Consider the following 14,093-nt stretch of genomic DNA (forward strand, 5'->3'; position numbering starts at 1 on the left):
TGTCGGAGAGCCTATCACAACGGCGGTTTCACCGCACCAGATTGCCGTACAGCGTGTAATTGGCTTTCGGGCCCTGCATCACCAGCGTCCAGTGCGTAAAGTCGACCCCGGAGGTGCAGGAATTGCCGCCGCCCTGCAGGATCAGCGTCAGGATCTGCTGCCTTGCGATGCCAGGCTGAAACACGCCGCTGCCTGAGGCAGGCGCTGACAGTTTCCATTCCTTGTAGAGCGTCGGTCCCTGGCCCCTGTCGGGCCGGTCGCGCGGGTCGACCTCGAACACCGAGATCGTTGGGGGACGCGTCAACGATAACGTGCCGGTGTGGCCGGCGGCGTCGCGGAACGAAAGCACGAGCCTGTCCTCGCGCCATTGCGCCGAAAGCTTGTAGGTGCCGGCGGGCGTGGTGATGCCTTGGATGCCCAGGGCGTCGCCTTCACCCGTGAACAAGGTCGCATTGCTGCCGAAACGCAGGCTTTCAATCTCATGCTGCTTGCCGGAATCCAGCGCCACGGTGGCGACGTTGCGCTGACCTTCATTGGTGCAGCAGGCACAGGCGAGGGCGGAGGAGACAAGGGCCGGGCTGGTATGGCTCAGGATGAACAATGCGAGCAGGATGCTTAGGCCGCGGCCGAACCGTACGATCATCGGATGCCTTTCACTGGCGCGTGACCGTTGGTCGCCGTTTCTGTCTAGCGCGTTCACCGGATTGTGTGCGTTCGCGGCTAGGCGGTGTCCTCGACATCGGTCTCCGGCCTGTCGTTGCCGGCCGCGGTCTCGGTCTGCCACTTGCCGTCGGCGGTTTCGTATTCGATCACCTCGGTGCGCCCGGGCACCCGCTGCTCGGCCGCCGCGCGCCGCGCGGCCGCGAGCGCCGCGGCATGGGTCGGATACGGTTCGGAGAATACGCCATTGGCGGTATAGGCCCAGCCGCCGTCATGCTCGACGATCTTGTAGGTCACGTGGCTCATCGGGAACTCGCTGTTGCCATTGCCGAGAGGGTGAACGCGCCGCTCAATCTATGACAGGATAGTCGAAACTGTCGGATTTTGCATCGGCCGTTCGTCCTTGGAATGGCCAGCTTGCATCCCGGAGGAGAGAACCATGTGCCGCAACATCAAGACCCTGTTCAATTTCGAGCCGCCGGCGACGCACGCGGAAATCCATGCTTCGGCGTTGCAATTCGTGCGCAAGCTTTCAGGGTTCAACTCGCCGTCGCAGGCCAATGCGGAGGCCTTCAACCGCGCGGTCTCCGAGGTTTCCGACAGCGCCCGCCGCCTGCTGGCCTCGCTGCAGACCAACGCGCCGGCCCGCGACCGCGAGGTCGAGGCCGAGAAGGCACGGGAGCGTTCGCGGGCGAGATTCGGATAAGACGGGCTGCGTTCGCCGCCCGGCTATTGAATTGGAGACGTTCCTGATCGCGTTTTCCCGGGTTCCGCAGCCCACGTGACGTAGCTCACAGTGCGGCCGGTCGCCCGGGCATAGGTTGGCACCATCCGATTGCCGTGGAGGGTGTCATGCAGCCGACGATTCCCCTGAAACTGAGCGCCATCGCTTTCACCGTGCTGTGGTCCGGCTGGATGCTGTGGATGGGCGGAAGCTACGAGCCCGCCATCATCACCATTCTGGCGATCTCGGGCTCCATTGCAGGCTTTCTCTGGTATCGCGTCATGCGCTGGTGCTTCCGGCTGATGCGCCTGCTGCCGGATATTGGCGCCGGGCCCAGCGCCGCGCATTGAATCGCGCGTCTGTTGGGCCGGGCGTTGCTGATGTTGTTCTGGACTGGCGACGGCCTGGCTGCGTGGCCAGGTCGATCCCATGATCCCTTTGGGCGAATGGCAGGCGACGCTCGCGGGCCTGTTTGTCAGCGGCGCTGAGCAGCGCGCTTACTTCTTGTCCTTGTGTTTGCGCTTGTGCTTCTTCTTTTCCTTGTGGCGATCGTCGTCATCATCAGCGTCACCATCATCACCGTGCAGGGCCGTCTCTAGCGCCTCTCGCTCGGCGGCTTCACGTTCGGCGTCCTCGAGTGCCGCGGCTTCGCGCTCCGCCGCCTCGCGCTCGCGCATTTTCCGGTGATCTTCCCAGGCATCGAAAATCAGATGCAGCCACGGCATCACCTGCTCGATCGAGGGCAACTGGCCGGGCGGTCCAGGTTCGCCGCGCGGACCGGCTGCGCCTTGCGCACCGGGCTTGCCCTGCGGGCCAGCCTCGCCGCGCTTGCCTTGCGGTCCGGCCTTACCTTGCGCGCCGGCCTTGCCGTCCGCTCCAGGCTTGCCGCGCGGGCCTTCCAGGCCGGGCGGTCCGGGGTGCCCCTGCGGTCCGGGACGTCCGGGCTCGCCGCGCGGGCCCTGTGGTCCCTGTCGTCCCTGTTTGGTGTCGTTGGCCACGTGCTTACTCCGCCTGTCAACGCAGGCTTGCGTCATATCAGACGTTAGATGACGGCTTCAATTACGCAACCGCATCTGCGGTCGCGATCAACAGCCTAGTGAAGCGGGACACTAGTTCGCGTTCCATCTCACGGGCAGATTGAGCAGGCCGCGAAACGCCCAGCCGCCGATCCGCACCGGCTCGCTGTCGTCGAGTTGCAGACCCTTGAGCCGTGCAAAAATGCCGGGCAGCGCGACATCCGCGACCATCGCGCGCGAGGCAAAGGCGCCGGCGCAATAGTGCGGGCCGGCGCCGAAGGCGATGCTCTTCGACGTGTTGCGGGTGATGTCGAAACGGTCAGGGTCGCCGAAACAGGATTCGTCACGGTTGGCGGAGCCGAACATGAAGAACACGCGATCCTCCGGTTCGAAATCGACGCCGCCATAGGACCACGGTTTCGCAACGCGGCGCGGCGACATGCCGATCGGCGCGATCCAGCGCGCATATTCCTCGAACACGTCGAGCCATTTTGCCTTACCCTCGCGGACCAGCGCCAGCTGTTCGGGATGCGTCAGCAGCGCCCAGGTCGCGCCCGCGATGGCGTCGCGCGGCTCGTTCTGGCCGCCCGAGATCGCCAGCTTGATGTTGGCGCGGATGCTTTCCATGTTCTGGCCCGAGGCCAGGAGCACGCTGAGGATCGAGGTATTGGGATGTTTGGTCACCACCGGGACCATGTCGTCGATCGCGGCGTCGATGCCGGCGGTGGCGGCATGGCAGCGCGCCTCGACTTCCTTGTTGCCGGTGTAATTCGCGATCCCGTCGATCATCGCCTGCGACCAGGCGTCCATGTCCTGGTAGCGCATGTTGGTCAGCCCGGTGATGTCCTTCAGGCATTCGGCCGATAGCGGCAGCGCCAGCGCCTTGCACAGATCGGCTTTGCCCTGCGGCACCAGCTCGTCGAGGATACGGTCGGCATGGGCCTGGAACTGGCGCACCCAGGTGTCGCGCACCGTGCGTGGCGACACCGCCGGAAACATCGCCGCGCGCTCCGACATATGCGCATCGCCATCCTTGCGCATCATGTTGTGGCCCATCAACGTGTTCATCAGCCCCGCCGGCTGATGCGAGGAGAACACGTCGATGCGTTTTTCCTGGGTGAAGATGTCGTCGCGCCGGGTGAACACGGTGGAGCCCAGCTGCGGCACGAATGCGATCGGCGCCTCCTTCCGCATCCGAGCCAGGGCCGGATAGGGATCGGCCCAGAACGTTGATACGTCGATGTCGAAATGCGGGGCGTTGGACATGATCGGTTGCCGTGGGTGGGAGAACTAACTAGTTGCCTAGGCAAGTATGTCATTGCCGGGCCTGACCCGGCAATCCGTTTTTCAGGGGTTCCCGCACCAAATCGGCAGGTCCCGTCGGCTCAGACCGTCCGGTAGCCGCCATCCACCATCACGATCGACCCCGAGACATAGGCAGACAGATCGGACGCCAGGAAGACCGCGGGGCCGACAATGTCTTCGGCGGTGCCGGCGCGGCCGAGCGGGGTGTGATCGACGAACACTTTGACCAGCGCCGGATTGCTGGCGCGGACCTTCTCGTTCAGCGGCGTCTCGATGAAGCCCGGGCCGATCGCGTTAACGCGGACGCCGTCCTTGCCGAGTTCGGCGGCGAGCGCCTTGGTGAAGCCGAGCACGCCGTGCTTGGAGGCGGTGTAGGCCGGCGAACTCGGCGTCTTCAGATGCACGAACGACTGGATCGAGCCGATATTGACGATGCGTCCCTTGGCTGATCGCAGCGGTTCGAGGAACGCATGCGTCACGTTGAAGACGCCGGTGAGGTTGATCGCGATGATGTCTTCCCAATCGTTGATCACGGCTTCCGCCGCGCCCAGCATGCCGTTGCGGCGGGCGATGCCGGCATTGTTGACCAGGATCGAGACCTGACCAACTTTTTCGGCGACGCGTTTAGCGAGCGCGACGCAGTCGTCGCGTTTGGTGACGTCGAGCAGGAAGCTCTCCGCCTTGCCGCCGGCGTCGCGGATTTCGCCGGCGACGCTGGCCGCGGCCTGCTCGTTCATGTCGAGCAGCACCACGCGCGCGCCCTCGCTGGCGTAGCCTTTCGCGATCGCGCGCCCGATGCCGGAGCCTGCGCCGGTGATGACAGCGATGTGATTCTGGAGCAGGGGCATGGGTGTTTCCTCAACGGTTCTGTTTTTGTGTGAGGACCATATTAGGATGCGGATCGCGGGCCGTCAGCCCCCGGAGGATGCCCTCATGCGCGGGGCAGGTGTGTGCGCAGCATGGAGCCGGAGCAACGATATGAAAAAGGCCGGGGCATCGCCACCGGCCTTGATCGACGAATTGATGATGATTGAGCGCGCAAGCTTAGATATTGCAGGCGCCCTTCTTGAGCATGCCGTCCTTGATCGCGATCGCGGCGGCGAAGGTCGGGACCGGCTTGCTGACGGTCTTGTAGTTCGAGGGGATCGGCTTGCCCGGAACGCTCTCGTCCCAGATCTGGCAGGCGCCGGTGCCTTCCCAGCGGATCAGATGAAACGCGGCTTCGGCAGGCGCGGTCGCGGCGAAAGCGGACAGCGCGATAGCGGCGGCGGCACTGAGAGCGGTAACTCGAAGCATGGATAAAGGTCTCCTGTTGGGAAATGTCTGGCCGGCCCCCGCAATGCGTGCTGGCGGGGACGGCGCCCGATGGGGATCCGGGCATTCATTGAGTGTGGCGAAAGCGTGATTGGTTCAATTTCTCCGCCACGAAAAAGGCCGGCGGGGCCGGCCTTGATCGCAGCGTTAACGCGCGCTCAGAACGAGCAGGTGCCGTTGTGCAGCAGGCCGTCTTTCAGCACCAGCGCATCGCCGAAGGTCGGCACTTCGCTGCCGACGACGACGGTGTAGTTGCCGGGATACGGCGCGGTCGGGATGTTCTGGTCCCAGATCTGGCAGAAGCCGGAATCCTGCCAGCGGATCAGGTGGAAAGAGGCCTCGGCGGGGCTCATGGCGCCAAGCGTGGTGACGGCAACAGCGGCGGTGGTGGCGAACAGGCAAAGACGGCGCATCGAGGGTCTCCTGGATATCAAGGGGTTTGCTGCTCTCCCGCGTGCCATCGGGGAGGCGCCCGAGGCGTCATGCCCCGGTCATGAATTATGTCCCGCTAGTGGCCGATTGGTTCAAAGCCGTGCGGCAGAAATGGCCGGGCCTGAAGCGCGGTGGAACCCTGCAAATCGCGCGGCGCGAATAGGCTTTGTCGATCCCGTCAATCGGTTACAATCGGCGGAGCGCGACCTGATTCACCGTCGCGGCGCTTGCTCCCTACTTTTAAGGAAACAATCCATGAAGAAGTCATCCGCCATTGGTATCGCGCTCGCCGCGCTGATCGCTTTCGCCGGCGCTACGCTGTCCTCCGTCGCCCGCGCCGATGAGGGCACCATCGCGATGACGATCTACAAGGCCGGGTGGGTCATCGGCGGCTCCGGCGGCAGCGGCACGTTGAACTTCCGTGGCCGGCGCTACGCGCTCTCCACCGGCGGGCTGGATTACGGCCTGGTGTTCGGCGGCTCGAAGACGGTGCTGCGCGGCCGCGTCAGCAACATCTACCGGCCGTCCGACGTCGCCGGCGTCTATGGCGCGGCGGGCGCGGGCCTTGCGATCGGCCGCGGCGCGCGCGCGATCGTGCTGACCAACCAGAAGGGCGCGGTGCTCGAACTCGCCGGCCAGCAGACCGGGCTGATGGCGAATGCGGATTTGAGCGGGCTCGCGATTACGCTGAGGTAGAAGGTGCGTAGGGTGGGCAAAGGCGCGAAGCGCCGTGCCCACCGTCCAGCACTCCGCTCGTGATGGTGGGCACGCTTGCGCTTTGCCCACCCTACGTTCTCACCCACCTACTTGCTCACCATCGCGTGAACAGCCTCGCAATGGCGCACGAGATTGCGATGATCCGATACGAACGCTTTCAGCGGCGTCGGGATCGGGAAGAAGTGGATGTTGGCGATGAAGCCGTAGATCCCGGCATCGACGCTGGTCGGCGTCACCCCATGCACATATCCATCCGCTGGAATCAGATCGGCCAGCACCTGTAGATCCGAAAGCCCGCGCGCGTAGGCCTGATCGGGCGTGTAGCGGCCGATGCCCTGGTAATAATAGCGCTTCGCGTTGTAGTCGCGCGCCTTGTCCAGCCCGGCCGCGTCGATCTGCGAATGCTGGGCCATGAAGCCGTCGCGGAACGCGGGGAAATAGCGATCGTCCTTCCAGCGCGAATACGACATCACCCAATAGAGATCGTCGAGCATGCGCGTGACCAGATGATCGGTCATGCGCTGCGCCGGCGTCAGTGCGGCGTCGATGGTGAGGCGATATTTTCGCACCAGATGCGCGATGATGGTCTCGCTGTCGCCGATCGTCTCGCCGTCGTCGACGATGTAAGGCAGCTGCCCGCGCGGCGCCGCCGAGGCGTCGAACACATGCTCATGGACGAACGGCACGCCTGTGAGCTTGAGGAAGGCGAACACTTTCAGCCCATAGCCGTTATTGTCGGCGACACCGAACAGTTCTGGATAGGAATAAAGCGTCAGCATCGCATCACCGCGCCTTCAACGACGCTACGCCCTCGATCTCGATCAGCATCTGCGGGTTCGGCAGCGCCACCACCACGCAGGTGGTGCGCGCGGGATAGGGCGCCGGCCCGAACGCTTCCGCATAGAGTTTGTTCATGGTGGCGACGTCGGACGCGCGCGTCAGCAGCACGTTGACCTTGACCAGGTCGCGGAACGTGGTGCCGGCTTCATCGAGGATGCGCCTGATGTTGATCACGACGTTGCCGAACTGCGCCTCGAAGCCATCGGGCAGCGCGCCTTTGTCGTCGAAGCCGGGAATGCCTGAGATGAACAGCAGGTCGCCGACGCGGGCGGCAAACGACAGCGGCGGGGACTTGATGCCGGCGGGAGGGAGGAAATGCTGGATGGGCATGGGGCTTCTCCGGAATTTGTTTGCCGTCGCGCGGCAGCTTGCCCAACTCGGGCGGCAGTTACAAGTTCGACACTGCGCTCGCAATGACGGGGACGGTGCGGCTTCCAACAACGCTGTCATCCCCGCGCAGGCGGGGATCCAGTACGCCGCGGCTTCTCGGTTCGATCACTACTGTCTCTGGGATACTGGGTCCCCGCCCCCGTGCGCAATTGCGCACTCGGCGGGGACGACAATTGTGGGCGTGACACACACTTCGACGTTCTCGCGACGCATCGCGCCCGAGCTTTGCCAGAAGTTCCTTGCCCTCAAACAGAGGGCGCAGGGAAGACCGGGTGCGCGCTGCACCCGCGGTCCCGTGTGCGATTTGCACTAAAAAAGCTGCACACGAGCATACAGGGCAGCGGAGAACACCCGGCCTTCCCTGCGCAATGGCTTTACGGCTTATGCCGTGATCTCCCCGGAGACGAGTTCTTGGTTGACTCCGTCGCTGCCGTTCCCGCTTGCGCTTCTCCGACAGCTTGACGCCTGCAACGGGCGCCAGGACCACACGGTTTTGCCGTACGCTTAGTCCACGCCGTCGTCAGACGTGAGCCCAGCGTCCATCGCAACCCGTCCAACGTCCGTGACGACGGCCGACGCCCTTCTGACCAGGACGGGATGGCCCACATATAAATCGATTTTTCGTTCTGTAAAACAGAAATATTTTTAATTTCAGGGCTTGACACTAATTCCGAAAAGCAGAACTGATTTGCCCGTCGGGTTGATTTGTCGCAGTCCGGGCGGGAAATTTTGCTTGCGCGCGAGGCGACGCACTTGGCTCAAGGGTGATGATACGCTCTTTCAAAGTGCCGGACTGAGCCTTTAAGATGCTGATCGAACCGATCGCGGCATTTTCGGGCGGCATAGCCGCCGCAGTTTTATTTCAAGGACGAACTCTTGCGTTCCGCAGCTAAATCCGCTGTTCGCGCGACCTTCGCCGTTCTCGCCCTTGTTGCGGCGGTGTCGGCGACCCCGGCGCGCGCGGAAAAGCGCCTCGCGCTGGTGGTCGGCAACAATGCCTATGAGAGCGTACCAAAACTCGAGAAGGCGGTGAACGATGCGAAGGCGGTTTCGTCCTCGCTGCAATCGCTCGGCTTCCAGGTTCAGCTCGCGACCGATTTGAACCGCCGCGATTTCATCCGGCAGCTTTCCGCCTTCATGGACAAGGTGTCTGCGGGCGATCTTGCGCTGATCTATTACGCCGGGCATGGCATCGAGGTTCGTGGCGTCAACTACATCCTGCCGACCGACATTCCGCCGGTGAAGCAGGGCCAGGAAAGCCTGCTCACCGGCGAGGCGGTGCAGACCGAAAAGATCATCACCGATCTGCAGGACCGCGGCGCGCGCGCTTCGGTGTTCGTGCTGGATGCCTGCCGCGACAATCCATTCAAGACAGGCACGACCCGAAGCCTGGGCGGCGTGCGCGGGCTGGCGCAGGGCACGCCGCCGGAAGGGGTGTTCGTGCTCTATTCGGCTGGTGTCGGGCAGGCGGCGCTCGACCGCATGTCGGACAGCGACGCCGATCCGAACTCGGTGTTCACGCGGGTCTTCCTCAAGGAGGTTCAGAAGAAAGAGAACACGCTGGTCGCGATCGCGAAATCCACCCAGGTCGCGGTGCGTGACCTTTCGCTGACGGTCAGCCACACCCAGGTGCCGGCCTATTACGACCAGATCATCGGGCAATTGTATCTCGCCAGCGACGGTGCAGCGCCAGCGAAGAGCGCGCAGGAAGCGCCTGTTGCGAGCAACAAGCCGGCCAGGCCGCCGGTGGTGGCCAGCCTGCCGCCGCAGCCGTCACAGCCCAAACCGTCACAGCCGGTGGCTCGCGCGGTGTTCAACAATCGCGCCTTCAACGACTTTCTCAAGCGACAGCCGCAAATGGTGCGCGCCGATCTCGCCAACCCGAACGCGGTCGCGAATTGCGACCGCCTCGCCAGCTACGGCTCCGACGTCCCGGACTCGCGGGCGCCGCGCGTCAGGCGGGACGATATCCGCGTCAAGGAGGCCCTACCGGCCTGCGTCGCCGCGATTCTGCAAGAACCCGGCACGCCGCGCCTGCGCGCCCAATTGGCCCGCGCGCTGCTGGACGCACCGGCCAAGCGGGACAAGGTCGCCGGCCTCGACATGCTGCTTGACCTCGCGAAGGACGGCTATCCCGCGGCGATGTGGCGGATCGGCATTTGCTATTATGGCGGCGAACTCCTCAAGGAAAACAAGCGCGCGGCCGCCTTCTGGTTTCGGCAGGCCGCCGACAAGGGGCTTGGCGCGGCGATGTCGGATCTGGCCTATCTCTACGAGCGCGGAGAGGGAGTTGAGAAGGATGGCGTCGAGGCGGCGCGCTGGTTCGAACGTGCGGCGGCCGGCGGCCATCCCGGCGGCATGCGCAACTATGCGCTGGTGCTGGACCAGGGCGAAGCGGTGCCGCGTAACCCCAAGCAATCGGCCGAGTATCTCTTGACCGCCTTCCGCATGGGCTCGCCGGACGCACGCGAAAGTCTGTTCAAGAAACACGCCAGTTGGCAGGCCGACACCAGGGCCCAGGTGCAGGAACTGCTGAGGGAGTTCGGCTTCCAGGTCGGGCGCACGGACGGTGAGTTTGACGGCAATACGTTCACGGCGCTTGAGGCGCTGCGGGCGTCGAACCCGATCAATGCGGGGCGGGTGGAGTAGGGATCAGCGAGATGTGACTCGCGATTGGGTCGTGCAGCCCGCATGAGCGCAGCGACATGCGGGCCTTCCACCTTGCGTGCGAGGCGACGCAGCTCGCAGAGCTAGCATCTCTTAAGCCCTCATGGTGAGGAGGCGCGTAGCGCCGTCTCGAACCACGAGGCCCCGCTGGCGCCATTCATTCTTCGAGACGCCGCTGCGCGGCCGCACAGTGATGGAATGGCGGATTACGCTTCGCTCCAATCCGCCCTACACTTGCCGTCTACTCCGGCCCGGGAACATCAAGCCCGTCGGTAGTGTACAGGCGGATCTTGTTGCGCAGCGTGCGCACGGAAAGGCCGAGCACGCGCGCGGCGCGGGTGCGATTGCCGTCGCAGCGCACCAGCGTCTGCACCACGAGCTCGCGCTCGACCGCTTCGACGGTGGAACCGATCAGCATCGGAACAATTTCATGGGGCGCAAGGTCGTGCGGATGCGGCGACGTAAACTCCGGCGCGCCGGCAAAGGACTGCTCAACGGAATGAGCACGAAACTCTTGGGACATACAACACCTCCCGATCAACGCTAGCCCCCAAACACGGAGCAGAAGCATCAGGAATCAACGGCCCCCAAGCCGCTGAGGGGAAGGTGGGCGGAAATGGTTAACGAAATCCTAACGGGGGGAAGGAAGGGTCTGCGCTACTCCTGGTTGGAGCGCCAGGTTCTGGAGCTCCGGGTGTGTAGCCCGCATGAGCCAACGCGTCGCGAATTCGCGCCCGATGGCAGGCTCCGCGATATGCGGGATTCCCACCCGGATGTCACTGGGCTCATCCGGGCTACGATGGCTTCCCGCGCCCGCTAGCGCACCGGCTCCCTAGCCTGTTGTTCGGCTGCGGTCGTTTCCGCCGTCTTGCTCGAGCGGACCATCAAGAATGTCCCCGAGAGCGTGGCGCCCGGCAATCGCCAGCGGCCGCTGATCTCCGTGGCGTCTGCATTGACCGCGCCTTCATAGAAGACCTTGTCATAGCCGTAGCCCGGCGGTTCGTACGTCTTGACGAACGAAACCGCGCTGCCGGATCGGTGACCTGAAATCGAAGCGTTGTGGGTGCTCACCGGGCAGCCTGATGTCATGCAAGGTTCGGTCACGCTTCCTCCGAGCGCGCCACCGGAATCGATGAGCGTCGTCAGAAACGTGACCATGCCAATTGACGGCTGAATATAGGTGCCGTCCCAGACGCCAGTCAGATCGTCGGTCATTTTCTGGTCCTGCTTCGTGTTGCCGTATGAGCAGCGATACCTGTCGCGATCACCGGATCTGCGCTGATCCGGGCTACGCTGGCTAATTCGTCCTACGCGCTGCAAGCCTTAGCCCACTGCGCTCCCAGCCCACCGTTCGCAACGAACAGCCGCATTGCAGTTCGTGTCGACGGCCAGTACTTATGCTGCTGAGTAATAGTCCACGCGTTGTGGATAGAGCGGCTGTAAAAGCCATTTCGCAGTAGTGAGAGTTTGTCATCGATTGAGCTGACCGAGATACATATGGGACATGCGCATCTTGCGAGTTGAGCAATGTCACTACCGTCCAACAGCTTTCTAGGTGCTGGTCTATCCTCATTCCACTTGACCGTCCGTTGACTTTTCATTGGAAGAAAGATCGAGCCAAATCCGGCGGCTTGACGCCATCCAATCGAGTCGGCCGAGTCGGCGCCGAACGCAAATACCGCAGGAAAGGTCCGAGTTCCACCAGCGCCAAACGCGTGAATTTGAGAGCGTGGATTAGAACTACGAATAACTTCCAGCGCTCTTGCAATGAAAACTTCGGCTCCCATCAAGGAAATTTCCCTCGAAACATTTCGGTGTTGCAGTAGCGGTACTATTCCGCCGAGCCCGATCCATTTTAGTTCGCCATATCGTTTTGATAGGAGACGCACGGAAAACTCAATTTCGGAAATTGTACGACCGTGGACGACTGGCATTATCGTCTTGTCCGGAAATCTCTCAAATAGCGTATTAAAGTTCTTGGTCGATTTTATGATTTTTCGCTTACGGTCTTCAGCGCTATCTCCTTTTGCTGGAGGTAAATCAAGGTTCACAAAGACGTCCGCTTCGATTCTTTCGATGGCTCTCGCGACTTCACGTAAGGTCCACCTCGCGGTTGGGTTCGTGAGTAATGCAAATCCCCCGGAGTCGACCATGAGGGGGCCCGTTACACCGAGCTTGCTTTTTAGCTGTCCGTTAAAATGAGTTTGGTGGAGTGAGGGACGGCGAATAGCGCATCCAAGGCTCGTCAGAAACGGCTTGTGGCTCAGTTCTGGATGAGTTGAGCAAATGCAGCTCGTATCTACGCTCTGCCCGAGCCAAACAGTGGGTGGCTGTCCTCTCGCTTTAACCAACGATTGATTCCACTGGCTTAAGCATCAGTTCTTACTATTGCCTACTCGCGATTCAAAAATAATTCTCGCGTCAGCTAAGCCTTGTGGTGCCGCGCCGAAGTCGGCCATCGTGTACTGCTTTTTGTCACGATCGTTCACATCGAGCGTCTCTAGCAGTTGCGGGTCTGCGAGAACAGAATTTAGGAGGACGCCAGCCGGAGGAAGAAGGTCGACGTCTTCAAAATCAGGAGAGGCCAAATGGAACACTGAACATTGCGAGCGAGGAAGTTTGTGCCATCTTATGCAGTCAACGTAATTATGATCGCAGAGCAAGTTATAAATATGAACCTTTCGAGTCCGATATGCGTGCCGGACATAGTTTTCTAGGCTTTCGGTATAAAGTTCAGACCACATCGATGAGGCTGACAAGCCAGAGTCGATGTGAGTGTCGGTCAAATGCACGTCGTAATTCTGAATCATTTCCTCGGGCTCGATCAATCCATAGAGGCCGGACATTATCAGTACGCGCATCCTGTTCTTATTGCCAAAGTAAGTGTTCCACGATGCTTGGGTTACAGGTCCATAAATTCGTCCGTTGTACCGATTCCAAGCAGGGAGGTAAGCGATATCTTCCCCTAGAATTTTTGTTCCGCCCAGGTCAGGACCGTGCTGAAGAGTCAAATTCGCGGGTTGAAATCCGCGATTGCCGCCGCGTTCGAATCCGTCGGCGAGCTTTATATCTTTGACTATATTGTACATGTAGGTTCTTTTGTTGATGATTCGTTGGCGGAGATTTTGTTCGTTTATCCAAGCGACTGGTCGTAGATTGTCGAGTCCGCGGTTGCCGCCGTCACGCTTGTTATGCGAGCAAGCGATGAGTACTAGTCGATCAGGTAGATCATGCACCACGGGCGGGGCAGGGCGTAGAATGCTCGGCGCGCTTAGAGAGTTTTGTGTGTCTCTAATTAGCCTTAGAAGTAGATCAGCGAGAAACTGCGCATCTTTGTTGTTGTCGGCGAAGTGCCTGTGCGACCCGCCTATCACAGCAGCGCTGCGGTCGTCCTCGGTAAAGCGCGCTTCCACCTGTCGAGCGATAACGCCATCTTCCTCCATCTGAATGTGCAGTTGCTTTGGTCGACTAACCTTGCGCTGCTTTGCCGCGGCGATGGCTTGTCGATACTCTTCAAAAGCGTAACCGTCCGTGGCGATCTGATGAATCTTGGGAGAAGCGTACGGCAAATTTCGGATGAGCCAGTTCCCATATCTCGCTCCCTCAAGGGGGGTCCCCAATGTCATGACAGCAGGAACTTTGTTCAGAAAATCGTCTGGTCCCTTCAGCAGTAAGCGTCTACAGATTTCTCTCGCCACTAAACCGCCAAGGCTGTGCCCTGCGAAACAGATTGGACTATGCTCAGGAAATCGCGTCTGGATTTCAGTAAGGACGCGCTGTGCGCTAATTTCGACGTCAGCGCGACTTCCGATCGTTGCGTTGTATGTTGGAGTTACAACGTCAAAATCGTCACTTTGCAAGAAATCGGGGACGGCCCCCCAGGAGTGTTCGTTGCCCCTGAGCCCATGTAGAAATACAATCAAACCTGGCATTTTCTAATTATCTCTCCCAAATCATTGCCTATTTTAGGTTGTGGCTCGACGTATGTCGAGCTTACGGAGGCCAATAACGCAAAAGGCCGGGCTCTC

At 61.5% G+C, this 14,093-nt stretch carries 17 protein-coding genes; 4 read left to right on the forward strand and 13 right to left on the reverse strand.

Annotated elements, in window-relative coordinates; all coding sequences use genetic code 11:
- Positions 1 to 28: 28 nt before the first annotated feature.
- Together JQ641_RS17945 and JQ641_RS17950 are read right to left on the reverse strand one after the other, a co-directional pair.
- Complete coding sequence (locus tag JQ641_RS17945; RefSeq protein WP_211997301.1) at positions 29 to 643, reverse strand: hypothetical protein; 615 nt, start codon at positions 641 to 643, stop codon at positions 29 to 31.
- A gap of 77 nt (positions 644 to 720) precedes the next feature.
- Positions 721 to 966 (reverse strand): DUF2188 domain-containing protein, encoded by a 246-nt coding sequence (locus tag JQ641_RS17950; RefSeq protein ID WP_192740030.1) that lies wholly within the window; start codon positions 964 to 966, stop codon positions 721 to 723.
- A 133-nt stretch (positions 967 to 1,099) separates the two neighbouring features.
- Between JQ641_RS17950 and JQ641_RS17955 the strand changes: the two genes are divergently transcribed.
- Positions 1,100 to 1,366, forward strand: coding sequence for a DUF2277 domain-containing protein (locus JQ641_RS17955; protein WP_211997302.1), 267 nt, complete (start codon positions 1,100 to 1,102; stop codon positions 1,364 to 1,366).
- Positions 1,367 to 1,512: 146 nt separating this feature from the next.
- A complete protein-coding gene (locus JQ641_RS17960) occupies positions 1,513 to 1,734 on the forward strand; it encodes a hypothetical protein (protein ID WP_192740028.1) in 222 nt (73 codons plus the stop codon).
- Positions 1,735 to 1,881: 147 nt separating this feature from the next.
- On the opposite strand, the gene JQ641_RS17965 is transcribed toward JQ641_RS17960, so the two are convergent.
- The 5 genes from JQ641_RS17965 to JQ641_RS17985 all read right to left on the reverse strand — a co-directional run bounded on the left by JQ641_RS17965 (position 1,882) and on the right by JQ641_RS17985 (position 5,432).
- A complete protein-coding gene (locus JQ641_RS17965; RefSeq protein WP_349628583.1) occupies positions 1,882 to 2,382 on the reverse strand; it encodes a collagen-like protein in 501 nt (166 codons plus the stop codon).
- Positions 2,383 to 2,493: 111 nt separating this feature from the next.
- A complete protein-coding gene (locus tag JQ641_RS17970; protein WP_211997304.1) occupies positions 2,494 to 3,666 on the reverse strand; it encodes a cytochrome P450 in 1,173 nt (390 codons plus the stop codon).
- 119 nt (positions 3,667 to 3,785) lie between these two features.
- A complete protein-coding gene (locus JQ641_RS17975) occupies positions 3,786 to 4,553 on the reverse strand; it encodes an SDR family NAD(P)-dependent oxidoreductase (RefSeq protein WP_211997305.1) in 768 nt (255 codons plus the stop codon).
- Between the two features lie 196 nt (positions 4,554 to 4,749).
- Entirely contained in the window at positions 4,750 to 5,001 is a 252-nt protein-coding gene (locus JQ641_RS17980) for a hypothetical protein (protein ID WP_211997306.1), read from the reverse strand.
- Between the two features lie 176 nt (positions 5,002 to 5,177).
- Positions 5,178 to 5,432 carry a hypothetical protein gene (locus tag JQ641_RS17985; RefSeq protein ID WP_211997307.1) on the reverse strand — a complete coding sequence of 85 codons (255 nt, stop codon included), beginning with the start codon at positions 5,430 to 5,432 and terminating at the stop codon, positions 5,178 to 5,180.
- 274 nt (positions 5,433 to 5,706) lie between these two features.
- On the opposite strand from JQ641_RS17985, the gene JQ641_RS17990 reads away from it, so the two are divergent.
- On the forward strand, positions 5,707 to 6,147 hold the full coding sequence (locus tag JQ641_RS17990; RefSeq protein ID WP_192740022.1) for a hypothetical protein: 441 nt from the start codon (positions 5,707 to 5,709) through the stop codon (positions 6,145 to 6,147).
- 107 nt (positions 6,148 to 6,254) lie between these two features.
- Here JQ641_RS17990 and JQ641_RS17995 read toward each other — a convergent pair whose 3' ends face one another.
- Both JQ641_RS17995 and JQ641_RS18000 read right to left on the reverse strand, forming a co-directional pair.
- Positions 6,255 to 6,947: a glutathione S-transferase family protein gene (locus JQ641_RS17995; RefSeq protein ID WP_211997308.1), complete on the reverse strand. Its 693-nt coding sequence runs from the start codon at positions 6,945 to 6,947 to the stop codon at positions 6,255 to 6,257.
- Between the two features lie 4 nt (positions 6,948 to 6,951).
- Entirely contained in the window at positions 6,952 to 7,338 is a 387-nt protein-coding gene (locus tag JQ641_RS18000; RefSeq protein WP_211997309.1) for a RidA family protein, read from the reverse strand.
- A 936-nt stretch (positions 7,339 to 8,274) separates the two neighbouring features.
- Here JQ641_RS18000 and JQ641_RS18005 point away from each other — a divergent pair.
- Complete coding sequence (locus tag JQ641_RS18005; RefSeq protein ID WP_211997310.1) at positions 8,275 to 10,047, forward strand: caspase family protein; 1,773 nt, start codon at positions 8,275 to 8,277, stop codon at positions 10,045 to 10,047.
- Positions 10,048 to 10,306: 259 nt separating this feature from the next.
- Here the strand turns inward: JQ641_RS18005 and JQ641_RS18010 are convergent, their stop codons facing one another.
- From JQ641_RS18010 to yaaA, 4 genes are all read right to left on the reverse strand, one after another.
- Positions 10,307 to 10,588 carry a helix-turn-helix domain-containing protein gene (locus tag JQ641_RS18010; protein ID WP_211997311.1) on the reverse strand — a complete coding sequence of 94 codons (282 nt, stop codon included), beginning with the start codon at positions 10,586 to 10,588 and terminating at the stop codon, positions 10,307 to 10,309.
- Positions 10,589 to 10,881: 293 nt separating this feature from the next.
- A complete protein-coding gene (locus tag JQ641_RS18015) occupies positions 10,882 to 11,280 on the reverse strand; it encodes a hypothetical protein (RefSeq protein ID WP_211997312.1) in 399 nt (132 codons plus the stop codon).
- Between the two features lie 92 nt (positions 11,281 to 11,372).
- Positions 11,373 to 12,416: a tRNA guanosine transglycosylase family protein gene (locus tag JQ641_RS38875; RefSeq protein WP_211997313.1), complete on the reverse strand. Its 1,044-nt coding sequence runs from the start codon at positions 12,414 to 12,416 to the stop codon at positions 11,373 to 11,375.
- Positions 12,417 to 12,440: 24 nt separating this feature from the next.
- Positions 12,441 to 13,997 carry a peroxide stress protein YaaA gene (yaaA, locus tag JQ641_RS18025; RefSeq protein WP_211997314.1) on the reverse strand — a complete coding sequence of 519 codons (1,557 nt, stop codon included), beginning with the start codon at positions 13,995 to 13,997 and terminating at the stop codon, positions 12,441 to 12,443.
- Between the last annotated feature and the right edge of the window lie 96 nt (positions 13,998 to 14,093).

This window comes from Bradyrhizobium sp. JYMT SZCCT0180 (genome assembly GCF_018130165.1).
Lineage (GTDB): Bacteria > Pseudomonadota > Alphaproteobacteria > Rhizobiales > Xanthobacteraceae > Bradyrhizobium.